The following is a 21469-nucleotide window of genomic DNA, read 5'->3' as shown; positions in this document are numbered from 1 at the left end:
ACAAAATTTTTTTCTAGCCCCTTTTCCATTAAATTTGTCTGTAAGAAAAAAGAATCCAAAATTTAATTAATCAATATTATGGCATCAAAATATGACATTATAATAGTGGGCTCTGGCCCCGGAGGTTATGTAGCGGCAATCCGTGCTTCTCAACTAGGTAAAAAAGTAGCTATTGTTGAAAAGGAAAGTTTGGGCGGAATTTGTTTAAATTGGGGCTGTATCCCTACTAAAGCATTATTAAAAAGTGCCAATGTATTTGAATATATAAGCCATGCGGAAGATTACGGAATCTCTGTGAAAGACGCTAAAGCAGATTTTTCAGGTATGATTAAAAGAAGTCGTGGTGTTGCAGATGGCATGAGCAAAGGTGTACAGTTCTTGATGAAGAAAAACAAGATTGATGTGATTATGGGCTATGGAAAGCTGAAATCTGGTAAAAAGGTTGAGGTAGAAGCTGACGGCAAAAAAACTGAATATTCTGCTGACAGTATTATTGTAGCTACAGGCGGAAGGGCAAAAGAGCTGCCAAACCTACCGATAGATGGTAAAAAAATTATCGAGTACAGAAAAGCGATGAGCTTAGAAAAACAACCGAAGAAAATGGTGGTTGTAGGTTCAGGTGCGATTGGAGTGGAATTTGCTTATTTCTATAACTCTATTGGCACAGAAGTAACCATAGTGGAATTCATGGACAGAATTGTTCCAGTTGAAGACGAAGAGGTTTCAAAAGCACTGGCTAAAACGTATAAAAAAGCTGGTATAAATATAATGACTAGCTCAGAAGTGACTTCTGTTGACACCAAAGGTAGCGGTTGCAAAGTAACTGTTAAAACCAAAAAAGGCGAAGAGAAACTAGATTGTGATGTAGTACTTTCTGCTGTTGGTGTTTCTACCAACTTAGAGGGTATTGGTTTAGAAGATGCTGGTGTTTCTACTGACAAAGGAAAAGTTTTAGTTGATGATTATTACAAAACGAATGTAGATGGAGTATATGCCATTGGCGATATCGTTCATGGTCCAGCCTTAGCACACGTAGCTTCGGCAGAAGGTATTATCTGTGTTGAAAAAATAGCTGGTGAGAATCCAGAGCCATTGGACTATAAAAACATACCGGGTTGTACTTACTGTAGCCCAGAAATTGCATCCGTTGGTTATACTGAAAAACAAGCTAAAGACGCTGGCTATGAATTGAAAGTAGGTAAATTCCCTTTCTCTGCTTCAGGAAAAGCGAGCGCTGCCGGAGCAAAAGATGGTTTCGTGAAATTAGTATTTGATGCAAAGTATGGTGAACTATTAGGTGCCCATATGATAGGTGCTAATGTTACAGAAATGATTGCTGAAATTGTGGCCGTAAGAAAATTAGAGACTACTGGTCATGAATTGATTAAGACCGTTCATCCTCACCCAACTATGAGTGAAGCTGTGATGGAAGCGGCTGCGGCTGCCTATGATGAGGTGATTCATATATAAATGAAAAGTAGCTGAAACCTTTCAGGTTTGATTATAATAAAAGCGTTTGATTTAGAATATCATTTTAATATATAGCTATTGAAAACCTGCCTGGTTTAAAACTTCAGCATTATCAAAACAAAAAGCTGTTTAGCAGATTTAATAAATTGAATTTGCCTAACAGCTTTTTTTATTGACTTAATATCATTTATTTAGCAAACGAAATTTACAACCATAGCACAAGTAGTTAAAATATCAGAGGAAGTTCTTATTAAGGAGCTCAAAGCACAGAAGCCCAGTGCTTTCGAGTATCTGTACGATAATTATAGTGCAGCTATTTATGGCGTTATAATAAGAATAGTAAAAACAGAAGAAGTTGCTCAAGAAGTATTGCATGATGTTTTCATGAAAGCCTGGAAAAATATCAATGCATACAGCGCTGAAAAAGGGCGTCTGTACACATGGTTAGTGAATATTAGCAGAAATGCTTCCATCGATAAACTGAGATCCAAAGAAATAAAAAATACAAGCAAAACCGATTCAGTCTCTGACAACGTACATACCATTGACAATGCAAATTCAACAGAGCAATCAATTGATGGCATAGGTTTAGAAAAAGTTTTAGATAAGCTTTCAGACGAACTTCGATTTGTTATTGATCAAATGTATTTTAAGGGCTATACGCAAACTGAAATAGCAGATGAGTTTGACATTCCATTAGGAACAGTCAAAACTCGTGCTAGGACTGCTATGCGTACATTAAGGGAATTATTATTGTGAGTAAAATTGAAGCGTACATATCGTCAGGAGTAATCGAAGCCTTTGTTTTGGGTCAGCTAAATGAAGCCGAAACAAAAGAATTGCTTCAGTATGCCGAGGAGCATGAGGAAGTACGAACAGCTTTAGATGAAGCTGAGGAAACCTTATTTGCCCTAGGTCAGACAGGAAGTATTGCACCTCCGGTTGCTTCTAAAAATGCTCTTTTTGAGGAATTGGGAATAGAAACAAATTCAACAAAAGACGAAGTTGATTATAATTTTTCTAAACCAGAGATGAAAACGGAAGAAAAATCCTTTTCCATATATCCATATTTATCTGCTGCAGCAAGTATAGTTGCTGTAATCGGAATAGTCTTAAGTGGCTATTATTACAATCAGTGGCAGGAAACCGAAGCCAGATTATCCAATATTATTGCCCAAAACCAGAGCATGGCTCAGCAATATAATGTGGTCAAAAACCAAATGGATCAGTATGCAAGTAATATTGAGATTCTGAGACAGCCTGGAATTGAAACAGTGCCCATGAAAGGTTTGGATATTGCTCCTAATGCTCAGGCATTTGTCCATTGGAATAAGAAAACCAATGAGGTTTATTTAAATGCTAAGAAAATGCCAGCAAATGAAGTCAAAAATCAATATCAATTGTGGGCCATAGTAGATGGAAGTCCTGTGGATATGGGTGTTTTTGATGTTGCAGGTGACATGACAAGCTTACTCAAAATGAAAACTACGAGCAAAGCCTCTGCCTTTGCAGTTACCTTAGAGCCAAGAGGCGGCAGTGAAAATCCTACCATGGAGAAAATGTATGTAATCGGTCAGATTTAATCACGGATTTTAATTTTCTAAAAGTAAATCTAAAAGCATAATTTTCCTCTTTTTATGATGTTTTGATGTAATTTATTTTTTAAAAATGTTGAGATTTTATCAATTATAAGATTGGTAGATCCCTTTATTCAGATAATATCCCAATTTTTTCTGTAGGCTTCTACATTTCATCGATAAAATGTCAGAGATTAATTTTCTTTAGTTTTATTACATACATTTGCTTTTACTTAATTCTTAAAAGCAATTCAACTTCATTAATCATAATATTACATAATCATTGGTTAAGCCAATAAATGTAATGTCATGAAAAAATTATTTTACTTCATCTTAATTGGTTGTATTTCGGTACACTTTTCGTTAGCACAAAATATCTCTCCAAGTGAGCAATTTATTGATTGGAGTGATGATTCAGCTTGGTCTTCTGGTAACAGACCGCTATCGAATCAAGGAGGTCAAGATATTTTCATTGACGGTAGTGTAACAAGATTCTCGAACTTCACATTAGGTACTACGAATTTTTTTGGTGGTAGCAACCCTTCCAATCTAACCGTATATTCTGGGGATTCTCTTGTAGTTGACGGTGATTTAACTATAAATCCAGATTCAGAATTAACAGTTGAAGATGGTGGCTATCTCTACGTAAATGGAGACTTAAATAATCAGGGTGAATTCTTTATAATATTTCCAACTGGAGACGGTGGTATTGCAGCAAACGATGGAACCATTGCTGTCAATGGCGACTATAATCAAGGCCCAGGGGCAAATATTAGTAATAACGGTACAAATTCTAAATTTTATGTGGAAGGTAATTCAGATGGAGAGCCTACTGACGGACAAATCCCACCCGAAATCCAAGAGATATACAACACACTTCCAATAGAACTCAAAGTTTTCGAAGGAATTCTGGCAAAGAACGCAACTCAATTAAATTGGATAACAGCCAAGGAAGAGAACTTTTCTCATTTTGAGATTGAAAGATCGGTCAATGAAAAACCCTTTGAAGTAATTGGCCTCGTGGAAGGACAGGGAAATAGCATGACGGATGTTTACTATGATTTCACAGACCTTTCCATCCCATTTGGCATTATTAGATATAGATTAAAAGCAGTTGATATTGATCATAGCTTTGAATATTTTGAAGCCATAGAAATAAAAAATACTTTTAGCAATCAGGTTTCTGCTTACCCAAACCCGACAACTAACATTTCAAACGTAAAAATAGTGTTACCTAAGGAGTTTAAGGGAAAACTAAACAAGGTAAGCTTATTCAATTCTTCTGGAAGAAATTTATATAATCAATTAAATTTTGATCCTCAAGTGTCAAAATTGGAATTAGGCGAACTGGAAGAGGGGATGTATATCCTAAAAATCTATCATAATGGACTTACTGAAAATCTTAGGATTTTTGTTCATTAAGTACAAGAACTCAGTAAAGATAATTTAATAGCGCTTGCCCCCATTTGGGTGTTTTCACCCAAACTTTATTATTGTCTCTGAAATCTCACAGAAAATTGAAGGTGAAAACACCTTCAAGAGGGAGTAGTTAGATGAGAGGTGGTGAGGGATTAAACTTTGTATAATAGTGGCTGAGTAAATACAAATCTTTTTTATTTATCAATTGAGCAAAGGTAAATTGAAAAAAAGACAACGTTACAAGAATTGGAATGCCCTAATTACTAATTATTAATTCGTAATCATTAATTATTTTTTACTTGCATTAAAAAGCTTCTGCTTTTCATCTTTGCTTAAGCTCTCATATCCTTTATCAGATATTTTATCCAATATTCTGTCAATCTCTTCTTGCTCAATGGCTGAGGAAGCACCAGAAGATTTCGCGCTGCTTTTACTTGCTCCAGTAGGCTGTTTCTTTTTATAAGTGACTTTTATTTTCGGTTTAGATTTAAACAGACTTTGGATAAAACCTAAAGTCATTTGAATCCATAAACCAAAATCTGTTCCAGCTTGCAATCCTCGCACATATAAAAAGCCAATCCCTGCACCACCAAGGTGTGCAATATTTCCTCCAGCATTTGGTCCTGCAGAACCAAGAAGGGATAATATGATATAAACTGCAACGATATATTTTATCTTGACTGGGCCTATAAAAATTAAATGAAATTTGTGATCTGGCAGCAAAGTTGCTGATGCAGTTGCCACAGCATAAACTGCTGCTGAGGCACCCACCATGCCGTTCGTCCCTCTTTCAGCTAAGAAAGGAACCAAATTATATGCCAAAATAAACACAACTGCACCTGCAAGTGCCCCTAAAACGTATAGATTGACCAATTTAGCACTCCCTAGATATTGCGAAACTAACATTCCAAACCAGTAAAGCACTAGCATATTGAGAAGAATATGGAAGAAACCAGCATGAGAGAATGCATAAGTAATAACAGTCCAGGGTCGGTAAATAAATCGCTCTAGATCTGGTGGAATAGTAAATTGCGCATCTACTATAGCAAAAAGTCCCTCCGTCCCAGAAAACTTACCTATTAAAGCCAACAAACCCAAACCCACAAAAACCACCGCATTGATAATAATCAACTGATTCAAGGCATTGTTGGGCCTTTTAAAATTTTGCTTTAACTCATCGAAAAATCCTGCCATCTTCTTTAATAAAATCTGTTACTGTTCTTCTGCCAAATTTTCAACAGAATAAATGCAATCAACATTCCACCTAAATGGGCATAGTGCGCCACATTATCGCCCGGAACATTCTGTATGCCTGCATATAACTCATATAATCCATAGAAGGTTACAAGGTATTTAGCTTTGATAGGGATAGGTGGAAATAATAAAAACAGTTCCGTATTTGGGAAAAGAAATCCAAAGGCAAAAAGAATTCCAAATACTGCCCCAGAAGCTCCAATTAATGGTACATTTCCTTGAAATCTAACCACTTCTTGAACCCTTTGAACACTCGCATCAATATATTCTTGACTACCTGGGTTTTCCCCATAAGCATCAATGAAATCATACCATTGCCTATAAGCATAATTAGCATTCTCTTGAATGAAGGAAACAAAACCCTCATAATTAGGATTCTCAATATATTGTTGAGCAGCACTTTCTAATTGCTGCATTTCAATGAAATTCACAACTCCATATAGCATACCAGCACCAACACCTGTCACCATATAAAATATAAAAAACCTTTTTGAGCCCCAAAACCGCTCTAGCATGGGACCGAATATGAATAGGGCAAACATATTACCCAACAAATGCCCAAAGCCAGAGTGCAAAAACATATAGGTTATGAACTGGAAAGGCCGAAAAGAATCCGCAAAAATATAGCGCAAACCAAAGTACTGGGCTAACTCAATATTTGCAAAAGAAGGAATCAGTAATAGTGCTATATTTATTAAAAGTAGGTTTTTAACAACCGGAGTAAGTCTCGCAAACATAAATTTTTATAATATAAATTGTATAATCTCTAAATTTAGCTTCTCGTTAGTTGAAGAAACTTGCAATTTTATCAAGGTCAAAAATAATAAAAGTTGAATTACCTGAGGGTGCATAATTGGGATTTTGACAGGCAAATAATTTATCAATCAAGGCATTCATCTCTTCTGAATTCAATTTATGGCCTCCTCTTATGGCTGACCTCTTTGCCAAAGAACGAGCTATATTTTCATTTTTTGATATGCTCAATACATTTTTATTATGTTTAAACTGATCTATCAACCCTTCAAACACCGATTTTACGGAAGTATCTGTCAATTCCGTGGGTGCACCATTAATCACCACCGTATCTTTCCCGAAAGAAGAAATTACGAATCCCAGTGCTTTTAGTTCCTCTTCCATATCCATCACCAAAGTATAATCAGGAGTTGATAGTTGCACTTGCTCCGGAAAAAGGAACTGTTGTGAACTTCCGTCACTATGCTGTAAATGGCGATTGAATTTTTCAAATAAAATTCTTTCGTGCGCAGCCTGCTGATCCACTAACATCAAACCGGATTTGACCTGCGTAGCAATATACTTTTGATGAATCTGGAAAATACTTGATTTAGCTTCTCCCCATTCAGATTTTGGGGTTTTAGTCTCTCTTTCTTCATTGATGGAGCTACCGAAAGTCATGGATTCTTGTCGGTCGTCTTTAAAATCATCATGATCTTCTTTACTAATTTTGTCACTTAGCTCTTGAAAATTAGACAAGATTTTATCCCACTCCCCGTCATTATCTTTGGGTTGTTTAAACTTTTGATAATTGGCCGCTTTCGTTGAGAATTCATCAATTCTATTTCTTCGTGGAGCATTGAAACTAAAATTCACATCACTGTCAAAATCCAAAGCTGGTGCTACATTATGTGCTCCTAAGGCTTGTCGAATAGCCGCTGCTAAAATACCGTAAACCATCCTTTCATCATCAAATTTGATCTCGGTCTTGGTAGGATGAACATTTACATCAATTCTTTTAGGATCAATTTCCAGACACAAAACATAAAAAGGATGTGCCTCTTTTGCCAATAATCCTTCAAAACCGTTGACTACTGCATGATGCAAATATCCGCTTTTGATGTATCGGTTGTTGACAAAGAAAAACTGTTCACCACGAGTTTTTTTGGCGAATTCCGGTTTCCCTATGTAACCATAAATTTTTAATTGATCTGTGGTTTCTTCGCAGGCTACCAACTGCTCTTGATAATTCTTTCCAAATAAGCCGACTATTCTTTGGCTTAATTTGCCAGCATTGAGCTGGTAAACATCCATATCATTCTGGTGCAAACTAAATGCTACCTGGGGATTTGCAAGAGCCACTCGATGGAATTCATCGATTATATGTCTCATTTCCACGGCATTGGATTTCAGAAAATTCCTTCTTGCAGGAACATTATAAAAAAGATTCTTAATTGAGATGGTTGTCCCACCCGTATGAGCTGTGTGGGATTGATTTCTGATTTCTGATGCTTCAACTTGAAGCAAAACACCAAGTTCAGCTTCTGGGGTTTTGGTTTTAAGCTCAACTTGTGCAACCGCTGCAATTGAAGCCATGGCCTCTCCACGGAATCCCATCGTTTTTAATGCAAATAAATCGTCTGATTTCCGAATTTTAGAAGTAGCATGTCGTTCAAAACACATCCTAGCATCAGTTTCAGACATCCCTATGCCATCATCTATCACTTGTATAAGTTGCTTACCTGCATCTTTCACCACCAATTTAATTTTGGAACTTCCAGCATCAATGGAATTTTCCAATAATTCCTTTACTACAGATGCGGGTCTTTGAACCACTTCACCAGCAGCAATTTGATTGGCAATTGCATCAGGCAACAACTGAATTATATCTGACATTTAAAAAAGTCTATAGATTCCAGGTTAAAATTAAGTAGTAGTAACTGTGAAACGAATGATCAGTTTCTTGCGATGAATCATTTTCTCTTCCTTAGAAAAATATAAAGCGGGACCAATAGGAGCAATGCAAAATAGACACTGGCACCATACATCAAGTATCCTCCAATTGACAAACCAACCATAATTATCATCAAAAATTGAAATAAGTCTGCAGAACGATTAGCGCCTCTTTTGGCTTTAAATGCCTCTCGGATACTTTCAGATTCACCACCATTTCTTTCGTTTTTTAACTCTTGCCTTATTCGATGGGTCCTTTTTTCTAAATCCTCTTTCACAGGATCGTAGTACCTAGGCTGTATTTCAAACCTTTGATACTTTGGAAGTCTAAATATGGACGGAAATTTCATAGGTATATTATTTAAATTTTAAACGGTCAGATGGAATTCATATTAAGCACTTTCAAGCTGATCAGTAAATTTCACCTTCGAATATTTTTACTCATTTCACCATCAGCTATGCAAAACAGATGAATAAAAGAACGAAGCGAACGTTATGTAAGTTTAAATTGTAAAGTGTTGATATCATTTCAATTAATTTCAACAAATTAGCGAATAATTAACAATCTAATGGAATTCATCTTTCCAAGAAACAAACTTAATGTTAATTTAGCTTTTATCATAAATTCAAAACTACCACATGTTTAAAAAAGTTTTTTTCTTAACATTTATTAATATTTCGCTTGTTACAAGCTCACTTTTTGCTCAAAAAACATTGTACCCAAAATGGGTTGACAATACCTACCACGCAATGAGCTTAGATGAGAAAATTGGTCAACTTTTCATGGTGGCTGCATATTCCAATAAAGACGAACAACATGTTAAAAATTTAGAGATTCTGATCGAAAATCATCACATAGGGGGGTTGATATTTTTTCAAGGTGGTCCAGTTCGGGAAATAAACATCACCAATAGATTGCAGGCAAAGTCGAAAACCCCATTATGGATTGGAATGGACGCAGAATGGGGTTTGGGCATGAGATTGGATAGCACCATGAATTTCCCTAAGCAAATGACCTTAGGAGCGATTCAAAATAATGATTTGATTTATGATATGGGTGCAGAAATTGCGAGGCAAGCTAAATTACTTGGCATACACGTAAATTTCGCACCAGTTGTAGATGTTAATAACAACATTAAAAACCCCGTTATAGGATATCGTTCCTTCGGAGAAGACAAAGAAAACGTTGCTCAAAAAGGAGTAGCCTACATGAAGGGAATGCAAGAAAATGGTTTAATGGCCAACGCTAAGCATTTTCCTGGACATGGAGATACGGATTCTGATTCTCATATGACATTGCCTGTAATTAAACATGATACTACTAGGCTGAATGAAATAGAACTGTATCCGTTCAAAAAATTGATCGAGAATAAAGTCAATAGCATGATGGTAGCTCACTTGCATATCCCTGCTTATGATAAAACGCCTAATAAGGCCACAACACTTTCTTCAAATGTAGTTACTGACTTATTGAAAGAAAAATTAGGTTTTGATGGGCTCATTTTTACTGACGCATTAAATATGAAAGGCGTAAGTGATTATTATGCTCCAGGAGAAACTGACTTATTAGCCTTTAAGGCCGGAAATGATGTTCTGCTTTTCCCTATGAATGTTCCCAGTGCAGTTAAAATGATTAAAAACGCATTGAAGCAAAAGGAATTGACAGAAGAAAGATTAGAGGAAAGTGTAAAGAAAATTCTTCATGCAAAATACAAATTGGGGTTACATACTGGATTTAAGAAATTGAAAATTGATAATATTAATGAAAAGCTATATACAACAGACGCAAAAAATCTAAACGAAAGACTTTATGCTGAAGCAGCTACACTTGTAAAAAATGAAAAGAAGTTTCTTCCAATACATATCTTAGATACTACCAATTTTGCCTCAATATCTTTAAGAGGCAGCAAAAACAGCATATTTCAGCAATATTTAAGTAAATATGCAGATTTTACGCACTACAATTTATCGAAAGACAACATGGACTTGGGTGATTACAGTCGACTAATGGATCAGTTAAGCCAGTATGAAACGGTGGTGGTAGGCATTCACGACATGAATAATTCTTCCTCAAAGAGATTTGGTTTAAAATCCGAAGATTTACTTTTCCTTCAAAATTTGTCAGAAAAAGCCAATGTTGTTTTGGCTGTTTTTGGAAATGCTTATAGTTTAAAATACTTGCAATCCTTTCAGCATGTTCTTTTGATGTATGAGGACAATGACATAACACAAAAATTGGCTCCTCAGATGCTTTTTGGAGCTAAGGCAATAAAAGGAAAGTTACCTGTATCTGTTGCACCTAATATGCCCGCAGGTACTGGACTCAATTCTACAACTCTTAATAGATTTGGCTACAGCAGCCCATTGGATGTTGGAATGGATCCAAAAATATTGGCAGAAATTGACGCTATAGCCGAAGAAGCCATTAAAACAGAAGCAACACCTGGTTGCCAAATACTAGTGGCAAAAGACGGACAGATTGTCTATGAAAAAAACTATGGGTATCAAACCTATCACAAGTATTCCAAGGTAGATGACGAAACTATTTATGACCTAGCTTCCATCACTAAAGTATCGGCCACTCTTCAAAGCATCATGTTTCTGTATGATAGGGGAATCATTGATTTAGATAAAAAAATAGTCAATTATTTACCTGAGCTGAAAAAAAGCAACAAACAGAATATGACCTTACGTAATATTTTAACGCATCAAGCAGGTTTAGTTCCATATGTCCCTTTTTGGAGACAAACTCATGATATGTTTGGATTGAAAACACCTTTATATCAGAATCATGAAGCTTCGCTTTATCCGCATCAGTTGGCCTCTGGGCTTTATGGACATCAGGTATTAGGTGATTCTATTTGGCAATGGGTCATTGATTCTGAACTGTTGGAAAAGCCCAGATGGAAAAAGAATTATGATTATAGGTATTCTGATATGGGTTATTACATTATGCAAAAGATCAGTGAACGTATGATGAATATGACTTATGAAGAATTTTTAGCTGAAAATTTCTATAAACCAATGGGCATGAATACTATGGGTTTTTTACCCTTGTGTCGATTTCCTGAATCGCAAATTGCCCCTACTGAAAATGATTTAGTTTTTAGAAATGATCTGATAAAAGGCTGGGTGCATGATCAAGGTGCGGCCATGGTTGGAGGAATTGCAGGGCATGCAGGCTTGTTTAGCAATGCGAAGGATCTGGCCATTTTAATGCAAATGAATTTATGGGACGGCACCTACGGAGGAGTACGATATTTTAGTAAAGGCACGGTGCCATATTTTACAAGAAAGCAATTTGACGAAAATAGAAGAGGTTTAGGTTGGGACAAACCAGTGGAAGAAGAAGGTCCTTCCCCAACATCTCATTATGCCTCTCCCCTAACTTTCGGACACACTGGCTTTACAGGCACTGCCGCTTGGGCAGATCCTGAGTTTGGTCTGGTTTATATCTTTTTGTCTAACAGGGTTTATCCTGATGCCAATAATAGAAAACTGATCTCTTCCAATATTCGAACCCGCATTATGGATATTATCTATCAATCTATTTTTGAATATGAATCTCAGCAAGAGGAGTATGTCAATTGATTAAAAAACTAATTGAGCACACAAAAGTATTTTGAACATAATCATGAAGGCTTACGTTTTAAATCTCAACCTACAGTATTACTGAATTTAACGACATTGATTAAATGAATATAGGAATAGTTTGTTATCCTACCTTTGGTGGAAGTGGAGTTGTAGCAACAGAATTGGGAAAAGCACTGGCAAAGAATGGACATAATGTTCATTTTATTACTTACTCACAGCCTACTCGTTTAGATTTTTTTAATGAAAATTTATTCTATCATGAGGTAGATATTCGAACGTATCCGCTGTTCCAATACCCTCCATATGAATTGGCATTAGCCAGTAAAATGGTGGATGTAACCCAGCACGAGAAACTAGATTTATTACACGTGCACTATGCTATACCCCATGCATCAGCAGCATATATGGCTAAACAAATTCTTAAAGAGAAGAATATTGACATTCCAGTGGTAACTACGCTACATGGGACAGATATCACATTAGTGGGTAAAGATCCTTCTTACGAGCCTGTTGTCACTTTCAGCATTAATAAATCAGATGGAGTAACTGCAGTTTCAGAAGATTTAAAAAAAGATACTTTAGAGCACTTTGATATTTATCAGCATATTGAAGTAATACCTAATTTTATTGATTTAGGTAGGTTTAAAAGACAGAAAAAAGATCATTTCAAAACCGCAATTTGCCCAAATGGTGAAAAGTTGATGGTACACACTTCAAACTTTCGCAAAGTCAAAAGAGTAGAGGATGTTATCTACGTTTTTAATAACGTACGTAAAATCATTCCAGCAAAACTTCTGCTAGTTGGTGACGGTCCAGAGAGGATCAAAATGGAAAAGTTATGCAGAGAATTAGGCACCTGCGATGATATTCGCTTTTTAGGTAAATTAGAAGCTGTAGAAGAAGTACTTTCAGTAAGTGATCTATTTCTAATGCCTTCCGAAAAAGAAAGTTTTGGATTGGCGGCATTAGAAGCCATGTCATGCGAAGTACCAGTCATATCTTCTAATGCAGGAGGAATTCCTGAATTAAACATTGATGGCGTTACGGGCTTCACTTGTAATGTCGGAGATGTGAAGGACATGACAGAGAAATCACTCCATATTTTAGCAGATGAAAACCTAGATCAATTCAAAAAGAATGCCCTTGAAAGAGCCAAGAAATTTGATATCACGAATATATTACCTCTCTACGAAAATTTCTATTCCAAAATTCTTAAAAAAGAAGTAACTGAAAGGATATGATAACCTAATATACAGAACAATTGATGACTTTAGTCGTTAATTGGTCATAGTTAATCGAAGAACAACTTTTTCAATTGTCACTTTTATTAGTTATGGATTTAGCTCAAGACAAAAATATTAAAGGTTCGGGAACCAAAAATTTGTTTAAAAACCCCATACTAGAAAAATTAACAAGAAGTCATTTTTCTATACCCTTAAGTATTCTAGCAATCATTTCTATCTACTTAGCTTATTTAGCACTAAGCAAATTCAACATTGATGGAATTGTATTTACTGCATTGTTCACTTCGGGTTTCTTTGGTTGGACTTTAGGAGAATACCTTATCCATCGCTACGTCTTTCACATGGACGATGACAAAAGATGGAAAAGATGGATTACTTATACTTTTCATGGAATCCATCATGAATACCCAAAAGACAAAGATAGAATTGTGATGCCACCTGCAGGTGCAATTTTAATCAGTAGTGTAATTTTTGCTGCCTTTTGGCTAATTATACAAGATTATGCATTTGCAGTTGTGCCTGGATTCTTAATCGGTTATCTCGTTTACGCATTTGTGCATTATGCTATTCATGCATATCAACCTCCAAAAAATTTCCTGAAATGGTTATGGATTAATCATAGTATACATCATTATAAACATCCTGATCAATATTTTGGAGTATCTTCTCCTTTTTGGGACTATGTATTTAATACCATTCCCAACAAGAAGAAATAATGGCATCCGTAAGTATTTTAGGTTGTGGGTGGTTAGGGTTTCCTCTTGCTGAAAAATTAGTAAATGAGGGCTACAAAGTAAAAGGAAGTTCAACGACCCCATCGAAAATAAAAGACTTACAAAAAGCAAGGATAGAGGCGTATCAAATTGAACTACCCAAGAGTAAGATTGATTCTAATTTTTTTGCTTCAGATTTTTTAATCGTTAATATCCCTCCTCAAACCTCCAAAAAAGGAGTAGACCATCATCGAGAAAGTTTAGAGGCAATCGTAAACCAGATTCCCCAAAAGCAAAAAATAATTTATGTAAGTTCCACTTCTGTATATCCTAAAGTTGATTATTCTATCGATGAAGATCATGATTTGGATTTACAATCAGACAGGAGCAAAGCGCTGATTCAGGCTGAAGAGCTACTCATAGAACACTTTAGAGAAAAATTGACGATCTTTCGTTTTGGCGGTTTATTGGGCTACGATAGAATACCTGGAAAATATTTCTCAAACAAAAAATTAGAACAACACCAGCAAAAGGTAAATTATATTCATCAAGATGATGCCATAGGCTTGATTTTGGCTGTTTTATCTACAAATAAATGGGGTTATGTAATAAACGGTGTTGCACCAAAACACCCCACGAAAAAAGAGGTGTTCAATCAAAATTCAAAAGACTTTAATTTCCCGCCCCCAGTTTTTGGAAATGAACAACAAGTTTTGACTAACAGAATCATCAAAAGCATTAAAATTGAACATATTTTAGATTATTCATTCATTTACCCTGATCCTTTGCATTTTTTTTATACTAATTGAAGAAATGACTTTTTAAAGATTTTATTATTTACTATCATTCGAGAGTTTTATAAAAGTTATGTGCACACTTACATATTTACCACTTTCTGAAGAGCAGTATATATTGACGTCCAATCGAGATGAAAGTCCAGATAGGGGTCAGTCATTTTTCCCTGCCTATCACCACGTAGAAGGTAAGAATATAGTGTTCCCTCAAGATCCAAAAGCTGGAGGGACCTGGGTTGCAACATCTGATAAAGGAATCAGCGTATGTTTACTAAATGGAGCTTACGAACCGCACGAGATCAAGCCTCCATACAGAATGAGCAGAGGTCTGGTTGTGATGGAAGCAATTGAATGCATAAAGCCTGATGAATTTTTTAAAAATTACGATTTTACAGACATTGAACCGTTTACGATGGTTGTTCTATTTCATGATCCACAGTTAAAGATTCTTGAATTTAAATGGGACGGTGAAAATACTTTTTTAGTGGAGAAAGACCCTAAAAGTCCACATTTATGGGCTTCTGCTCAACTCTATACCAAAGAATCTATAGAGAACAGAAACACATGGTTTAAAAAATGGCTAAGTGAAAACAGTGTATACTCTGTTGACGCCATCCGAGAATTTCACAAGAATGCTGGAAACGGGGATCTTCAAAATGATATGATTATGGACCGAGGAGTTGTAAAAACGCTAAGCATAACCAGCATTTGTTCCCTGAAAGGCATTATGAAAATGACCAATCATAACTTATTAGAAAATCAAATTCAGGAAATTAGCTTATCCCAGCATGTGAACCAAGAATTCTCACATCATATCCTGTAAAATCCGACTTAAGTTTTATTCCTTTTCCAAAATACAATAAATTAAATCAAATAATAGTAACATTCATCTTCTTATATTAGTTAAGCAGAGATATGTTAGGTTATAGGTTTACAAAATATTTAGCTCACAAAGATTTATCAGATACCACATTTGATCAATTATTCAATGTATTTAATGAACTATTGATTATTACCGGTGGTGATGTAAGCGAGGCTTTGAATTGGCTCACCAATATTGATAAGCAATATAATATTACAGATGCTAACTACGGGATGGGCGATTTCATAGAAGACTTAAAGAATAAAGGCTTTATCTCAGACAAAACCCCAGATGGATCTTTTGAAATCACTGCCAAAACAGAGCAGAATATTAGAAAAAATGCTTTGGAAGAAATTTTCGGAAAACTGAAGAAATCTGGAAAGGGCGAGCACAAAACCAATTTTACTGGACTAGGAGAAGAACCCGGAACGGACAGAAGAAATTATGAGTTTGGGGATCTATTGCACCAAATCTCTATGACAGATTCCTTACGAAATGCTCAAATCAACCATGGATTAGGAGATTTCATGCTAACTGAAGATGATTTAGAGGTAGTTGAAAGCGAATATAAAACACAGACTTCCACTGTTTTGATGATTGATATTTCACATTCCATGATTTTGTATGGGGAAGATAGAATAACTCCAGCTAAGAAAGTGGCAATGGCGTTAGCTGAACTTATCACCAAGAAGTATAAAAAAGATACTCTTGATATTATTGTTTTTGGCAATGATGCATGGCAAATTCAAATTAAAGATTTACCATATCTGCAGGTGGGTCCATATCACACCAACACGATTGCAGGATTAGAGTTAGCTATGGACTTGCTAAGAAGAAGAAAAAATAAGAATAAACAAATTTTCATGATTACGGATGGGAAACCAACTTGCATGAAACAAGGCATTAAATACTACAAAAACAGCTTTGGACTAGATCCTAAAATATTGAACAAAACGCTCAATTTAGGGGCACAATGCAAAAGGCTGGGCATTCCGATTACTACCTTCATGATTGCTTCAGACCCATATCTCCAAGAATTTGTTAAGGAATTTACCACAGTAAATAATGGCAGTGCTTATTATAGCAGTTTGCAAGGACTTGGCAATTTAGTTTTTGAAGATTATAAAAGAAATAGAAAAAAAAGATACTGAAATAAGTTTATGAGCTACGAAACACTCGCTACCCAAGATAAATTAAAAATCACAACCCTAAAAGAATTAATGGAAAGTGGTTATCAACCAAAAACCGTAAAAGAAGAACTCCGACAAAATCTTATAAAAAAGATGAGAGCAGGGGAAAATGTTTTCGAAGGTATTTGGGGATATGAGGATACAGTAATACCAGATATTCAAAGAGCAATTCTTTCTCGTCATAACATCAATCTGTTGGGTCTTAGGGGTCAAGCAAAAACACGTATTGCCAGAATGATGACTTTATTACTGGATGAGTACATTCCTGTTTTGAGAGGGTGCGAACTGAATGATGATCCTATGCAACCACTTTCTAGACAGGCACAAGATATTTTAGAGGAAAAAGGGAATGAAGCCCCCGTGGTTTGGATGCACCGAGAAGAACGATACACAGAAAAATTAGCTACTCCAGATGTTTCGGTTGCCGATTTGATTGGTGATGTTGATCCAATTAAGGCCGCAACATTGAAACTTCCTTATTCAGATGAAAGAGTAATTCATTATGGATTGATTCCTAGGTCACACAGGGGTATTTTTGTAATTAATGAGCTGCCCGATTTACAGGCTAGAATTCAGGTTGCACTTTTCAATATTTTACAAGAAGGCGATATTCAGATTAGAGGATTCAAATTAAGATTACCACTTGATCTTCAATTTGTGTTTACTGCGAATCCAGAAGATTACACAAATAGAGGCAGTATAATCACTCCATTAAAAGATAGAATAGATGCTCAAATAATAACTCATTATCCTGAATCTATTGAAATTGGCAGAAAGATCACCGCTCAAGAAGCTGCGATTAAGGATGAACAAAATGACGTAGTTGAATTAAACGACCTTTCGAAGGATTTAATTGAACAGATAGCTATAGAAGCGCGCAGTAGTGAATATATTGATGAAAAAAGTGGTGTATCAGCAAGGTTAACAATATCTGCCTTCGAAAGCTTAATTAGTGCAGCAGAACGCAGATCATTAGTTAACAAAGAAGAAAAAGTGTATGTGCGAATGTCTGACTTTACTGGTGTTGTGCCTGCTATTACAGGAAAGGTGGAGTTAGTTTATGAAGGAGAGCAAGAAGGCCCCGGAATAGTGGCACAGACATTAGTCGGAAAGGCCATAAGATCCCAATTTGACCACTATTTTCCAAACCCTGAGGAATTGAGAAAGGATAGGGAAAAGAAAAATCCCTATAAGTCTATAATCAAATGGTTTAATGATGGAAAGAAAATAGACCTTTTTCATGACAATACGGAAAAAGATTATCAAAAAAAGTTGAAAGAAATTCCTGGTTTGAAAGATTTGGTGAAAACCCATCATAGTGGACTCAGTGAAAAAGAAACATATTTTATGATGGAATTTGCTCTGCATGGGATGGCTGAATACAGCTTACTTAGCAAACATGCATTAGCAAAAGGTCATAGTTTTAAAGACCTGTTAAGCAGTATGTTAAATTTTGAAGATTCAGCTGAAAATGATGATGATTTTAATATATAATATTATATTTACCATAGAACCATTGAATAAAAATATAGTTGAAGATAGCTGACAACCTTGTAGGGGAGATTGAGGAGTTGCTTGCTGAAGCTCATGCAGTTTCAAAAGAAAGTATTACAAATGCCATAAGCTTAACGGAAAAAGCTCTTTTTAAATCCCAAAAAATCAAAAGTAAGAACGCTGTTCATGCAGATGCACTGAATCAACTATCGCTTTTACAAAGAAAAAACAAGGAATTTGCAACTGCCAAATCCCTTGCTGAACGAGCACAATCCATTGCCAATAAAATAAATTATGAAAGAGGAAGAGGAGATTCCTGCTATAATTTGGGCACGATTTATAAAGAGCAAGGAAAGTTCAGTGAAGCATTACCTCATTTAACAGATGCAGTTCATTATTATGCAAAAATCAAGGATTACGGTTTCCATGCAAAGTCATTGTGTCTTTTGGGTAATCTGTATGAAGAATTTCACGATTTTAAAAATGCCTACCTTGCATATGAAGAAGCTTTAGCCGAAGCTGAGGATCAAAAGAACAACAATCTAATAAGTGATATATTTTTAAGTCTTGCAGGTATTAACTTGAAATCAGAGAAGATCCCCAAGGCAGCACTCTTGGTTGAAAAATGCATTACCTTAAAAGAAGAACTTCATCAAAAAGAAAAGTTAGCAAGTGCCTACTATCTTGCTGGAAAAATTAAGGTCAAGTCTGGAAAATTAAAAAAAGCTGAGGAAAGTTTTGAAAAAGCTCTATCACTATTCACCAAATATAACCTACAAGCAGGAATGGTGGAAAGTATGGAGAAACTTGGTAAAGTCTATTTTCAAGAGGGCAAAATAAAGGAAGCCATAGACATTTTAGAAGAGGCAGCTCAAATTGCCGAAAAGGGGAATTTGAACCAGAGCCTATTTAAATGTCATCAATTACTGTTCCAGTGCTTTAAGCCGGTAAATACATCTAAAGCTCTTTTCCATTTGGAGGAATATGTCAAATTTAGTGAGGAAGAGAACAATAAATACATTCAGAATCTTGTTGACGGCTACGAAGTAATTTCACAACTGGAGGATATTGAAAAAGATGCTGAAATCGAACAAGAAAAAGCTTCTATTATTGAAAAGAAAAATACTGAACTTGATTCTTTCTTTTACCGTGTATCACATGATTTGAAAGGCCCAATCGCCTCCTTATTGGGTTTGAGTGATTTGGTTGATAAGGACATAAAAGACCCTGAGGCAAGACACTTTTTTAAAATGTATGACCACCAAATCAGGCGTCTAAATATGATTGTAATGGAGCTAATCAATATCACTGAATTAAACTACAGAGATATTAAATTAACACCTATCAACTTCTACGAAATAGTAGACAATTGTATTTCAGCATATGCTTATTTACCCAATTACAATAAAATTAGCTTCACAATTGATATTGAAAGTAATCTCTACTTTAAATCTGAGTGGTATATCGTTAATACGATTCTACAAAATCTAATTGAAAACAGCATTAAATATGTTGATGAGGAGAAAGCAAACCCGGTGGTTGAAGTTAAAATTTTCAAGAAAAAAGGAAAAATCCATGTCAAAGTATGTGACAATGGTGAAGGAATAGAAGAAAAGCATCTATCAAAGATATTTGATATGTTCTACAGGGCCAGTGAAAATGGAAGTGGAACAGGCTTAGGTTTGTTCATCATGAAGAGAGCAATCGAAAGACTTAAAGGAGAAGTATCGGTCAGCAGTGAGCTCAAGAAAGGCAGCACTTTTGAAGTTAAAATACCCCTTCCTCAAGAAGAATTTAAGTAAGTAGCTATACGCCAACAAAGCTATAAACAAGGCCTTAATTAATACCTGCTACTCAATAAGACTCGCTTAAAGAACTCTTTAGGGACTAGTCGTAAATTTTGCTTATTCGAACTCAACTATTACCTTAGCGAAGTCAACGAAGGGGTGCCGCATAATAACGGGCTGAGAACATACCCATGACCTGATCCTGATAATGCAGGCGTAGGAATTAATAAATTAACAAATGGACATTTTAAATGAACTATATGAAGGCCTTCTCAATATGGGTTGGCTGGAAGGATTTGGTGTGTTTTTTGGCATACTGTACATCTATTTTGCAGCTAAAGAAATGATTTGGTGCTGGTATGCTAGTCTTGTTAGTGTAAGTATCTACTTAGTAATTTGCTACCAAGTCCAACTCTATGCTGAAATGGGTTTAAATGTCTATTACCTGGGCACTACAATTTATGGATGGTGGCATTGGAAGCATCCTAAAAATGACCAAAAGGAATTGCCGATTTCTAGAATGAAATGGCGTGAACATGGAATCTTCCTATTGTTAGGAATACTTTTCACAGTCGGTCTAGGCTATATTTTAGTAGAAAACACCAATGCCCAACTCCCTTATTTAGATTCCTTTACTACAGTTTTTGCCGTATTAACCACCATATTGGTGACTCGTAAAGTCCTTGAAAACTGGCTCTATTGGATTGTGATTGATACCGTTGCGGTTTACATTTACTTTCAAAGAGAATTATATTTAACCTCAGTACTCATGGCTGCGTATGTAATCATTGCACTTGCCGGTTACCTAAATTGGCGGAAAATTTACTTTACCAAGTACGCATGAAAAAAATCGCAATTATTGGACCTGAAAGTACAGGGAAAAGCACTCTTTCAAAAGCACTGGCAACACACTATAATGAACCTTTTGTCCCTGAATACGGAAGAAAGTATTTAGAGGAAAATGGAAAGGATTATAATCGATCTGATCTATTGGCCATTAGTAAGGGAATGGTAATTTGGGAAGAAAGAATGAGTTTTATAGCTAAAAACCTGCTCTTCTGCGATACTGATTTAATCATGATGAAGGTTTGGTATGAAGTAAACTATGGTGAATGCCATCCTTGGGTATTAAATCATTTACAGTCTCGTCCATACAATTTTTACTTGCTTTGTGCTCCTGATTTGCCTTGGGAGGAAGACCCACTTAGAGAGAACCCCAATATGAGAGATAAGCTTTTTGAACGTTATCACAATGAGTTAGTGGAATCAAATTTGGACTATACCGTTATTTCAGGAACAAAAGATAGATTGGAAAGGGCTATTGAGGCTGTGGAGAAAATAAGATAAGGAGGGCTTTTCCACTTCCCTCCTTATTAGACAAAGTGT

Annotated in this window: 18 protein-coding genes and 1 riboswitch; of the genes, 14 read left to right on the top strand and 4 right to left on the bottom strand. The window is 35.8% G+C overall.

Annotated elements, in window-relative coordinates; genetic code table 11:
- The first annotated feature begins 75 nt into the window (after window positions 1–75).
- From lpdA to AAC601_RS01815, 4 genes are all read left to right on the top strand, one after another.
- Window positions 76–1470, top strand: coding sequence for a dihydrolipoyl dehydrogenase (gene lpdA / locus AAC601_RS01830; RefSeq protein ID WP_340152583.1), 1395 nt, complete (start codon window positions 76–78; stop codon window positions 1468–1470).
- Window positions 1471–1683: 213 nt separating this feature from the next.
- Entirely contained in the window at window positions 1684–2229 is a 546-nt protein-coding gene (locus AAC601_RS01825; protein ID WP_340152582.1) for a sigma-70 family RNA polymerase sigma factor, read from the top strand.
- Entirely contained in the window at window positions 2226–3053 is an 828-nt protein-coding gene (locus AAC601_RS01820) for an anti-sigma factor (protein WP_340152304.1), read from the top strand. Before AAC601_RS01825 ends, AAC601_RS01820 begins: the two co-directional genes overlap by 4 nt.
- A gap of 303 nt (window positions 3054–3356) precedes the next feature.
- Complete coding sequence (locus AAC601_RS01815; protein WP_303267934.1) at window positions 3357–4469, top strand: T9SS type A sorting domain-containing protein; 1113 nt, start codon at window positions 3357–3359, stop codon at window positions 4467–4469.
- Between the two features lie 285 nt (window positions 4470–4754).
- On the opposite strand, the gene AAC601_RS01810 is transcribed toward AAC601_RS01815, so the two are convergent.
- The 4 genes from AAC601_RS01810 to AAC601_RS01795 form a co-directional block, all read right to left on the bottom strand.
- On the bottom strand, window positions 4755–5660 hold the full coding sequence (locus AAC601_RS01810) for a rhomboid family intramembrane serine protease (RefSeq protein ID WP_340152303.1): 906 nt from the start codon (window positions 5658–5660) through the stop codon (window positions 4755–4757).
- A gap of 5 nt (window positions 5661–5665) precedes the next feature.
- Window positions 5666–6457 carry a rhomboid family intramembrane serine protease gene (locus AAC601_RS01805; RefSeq protein WP_340152302.1) on the bottom strand — a complete coding sequence of 264 codons (792 nt, stop codon included), beginning with the start codon at window positions 6455–6457 and terminating at the stop codon, window positions 5666–5668.
- A gap of 46 nt (window positions 6458–6503) precedes the next feature.
- Complete coding sequence (gene mutL / locus AAC601_RS01800) at window positions 6504–8348, bottom strand: DNA mismatch repair endonuclease MutL (protein ID WP_340152301.1); 1845 nt, start codon at window positions 8346–8348, stop codon at window positions 6504–6506.
- Window positions 8349–8425: 77 nt separating this feature from the next.
- Window positions 8426–8755 (bottom strand): hypothetical protein, encoded by a 330-nt coding sequence (locus AAC601_RS01795; RefSeq protein WP_303267930.1) that lies wholly within the window; start codon window positions 8753–8755, stop codon window positions 8426–8428.
- Window positions 8756–9044: 289 nt separating this feature from the next.
- Here AAC601_RS01795 and AAC601_RS01790 point away from each other — a divergent pair, with 289 nt between their 5' ends.
- From AAC601_RS01790 to AAC601_RS01745, 10 genes are all read left to right on the top strand, one after another.
- Complete coding sequence (locus AAC601_RS01790) at window positions 9045–11996, top strand: glycoside hydrolase family 3 N-terminal domain-containing protein (protein ID WP_340152300.1); 2952 nt, start codon at window positions 9045–9047, stop codon at window positions 11994–11996.
- 104 nt (window positions 11997–12100) lie between these two features.
- Complete coding sequence (gene bshA / locus AAC601_RS01785) at window positions 12101–13240, top strand: N-acetyl-alpha-D-glucosaminyl L-malate synthase BshA (protein WP_340152299.1); 1140 nt, start codon at window positions 12101–12103, stop codon at window positions 13238–13240.
- Between the two features lie 92 nt (window positions 13241–13332).
- Window positions 13333–13959 (top strand): sterol desaturase family protein, encoded by a 627-nt coding sequence (locus AAC601_RS01780; RefSeq protein WP_340152298.1) that lies wholly within the window; start codon window positions 13333–13335, stop codon window positions 13957–13959.
- Entirely contained in the window at window positions 13959–14765 is an 807-nt protein-coding gene (locus AAC601_RS01775) for an NAD(P)-binding domain-containing protein (protein WP_340152297.1), read from the top strand. Before AAC601_RS01780 ends, AAC601_RS01775 begins: the two co-directional genes overlap by 1 nt.
- Before the next feature lie 58 nt (window positions 14766–14823).
- Complete coding sequence (locus tag AAC601_RS01770) at window positions 14824–15573, top strand: NRDE family protein (protein ID WP_303267925.1); 750 nt, start codon at window positions 14824–14826, stop codon at window positions 15571–15573.
- Window positions 15574–15665: 92 nt separating this feature from the next.
- Entirely contained in the window at window positions 15666–16763 is a 1098-nt protein-coding gene (locus AAC601_RS01765; protein WP_303267924.1) for a VWA domain-containing protein, read from the top strand.
- 9 nt (window positions 16764–16772) lie between these two features.
- On the top strand, window positions 16773–18296 hold the full coding sequence (locus tag AAC601_RS01760; RefSeq protein WP_340152296.1) for a magnesium chelatase: 1524 nt from the start codon (window positions 16773–16775) through the stop codon (window positions 18294–18296).
- 38 nt (window positions 18297–18334) lie between these two features.
- Complete coding sequence (locus AAC601_RS01755) at window positions 18335–20098, top strand: tetratricopeptide repeat-containing sensor histidine kinase (protein ID WP_340152295.1); 1764 nt, start codon at window positions 18335–18337, stop codon at window positions 20096–20098.
- Window positions 20099–20228: 130 nt separating this feature from the next.
- Window positions 20229–20323, top strand: a riboswitch (TPP riboswitch).
- Window positions 20322–20927, top strand: a complete 606-nt coding sequence (gene pnuC / locus AAC601_RS01750; RefSeq protein ID WP_303267921.1) for a nicotinamide riboside transporter PnuC — start codon at window positions 20322–20324, stop codon at window positions 20925–20927. (Overlaps the previous riboswitch by 2 nt.)
- Window positions 20924–21430, top strand: coding sequence for an ATP-binding protein (locus tag AAC601_RS01745; protein ID WP_303267920.1), 507 nt, complete (start codon window positions 20924–20926; stop codon window positions 21428–21430). The genes pnuC and AAC601_RS01745 overlap by 4 nt, the downstream gene beginning before the upstream one ends.
- Window positions 21431–21469 lie beyond the last annotated feature (39 nt).

The organism is uncultured Marivirga sp., from assembly GCF_963974845.1.
GTDB lineage: Bacteria > Bacteroidota > Bacteroidia > Cytophagales > Cyclobacteriaceae > Marivirga > Marivirga harenae.
This window is presented reverse-complemented; position numbering and strand designations above follow the sequence as displayed.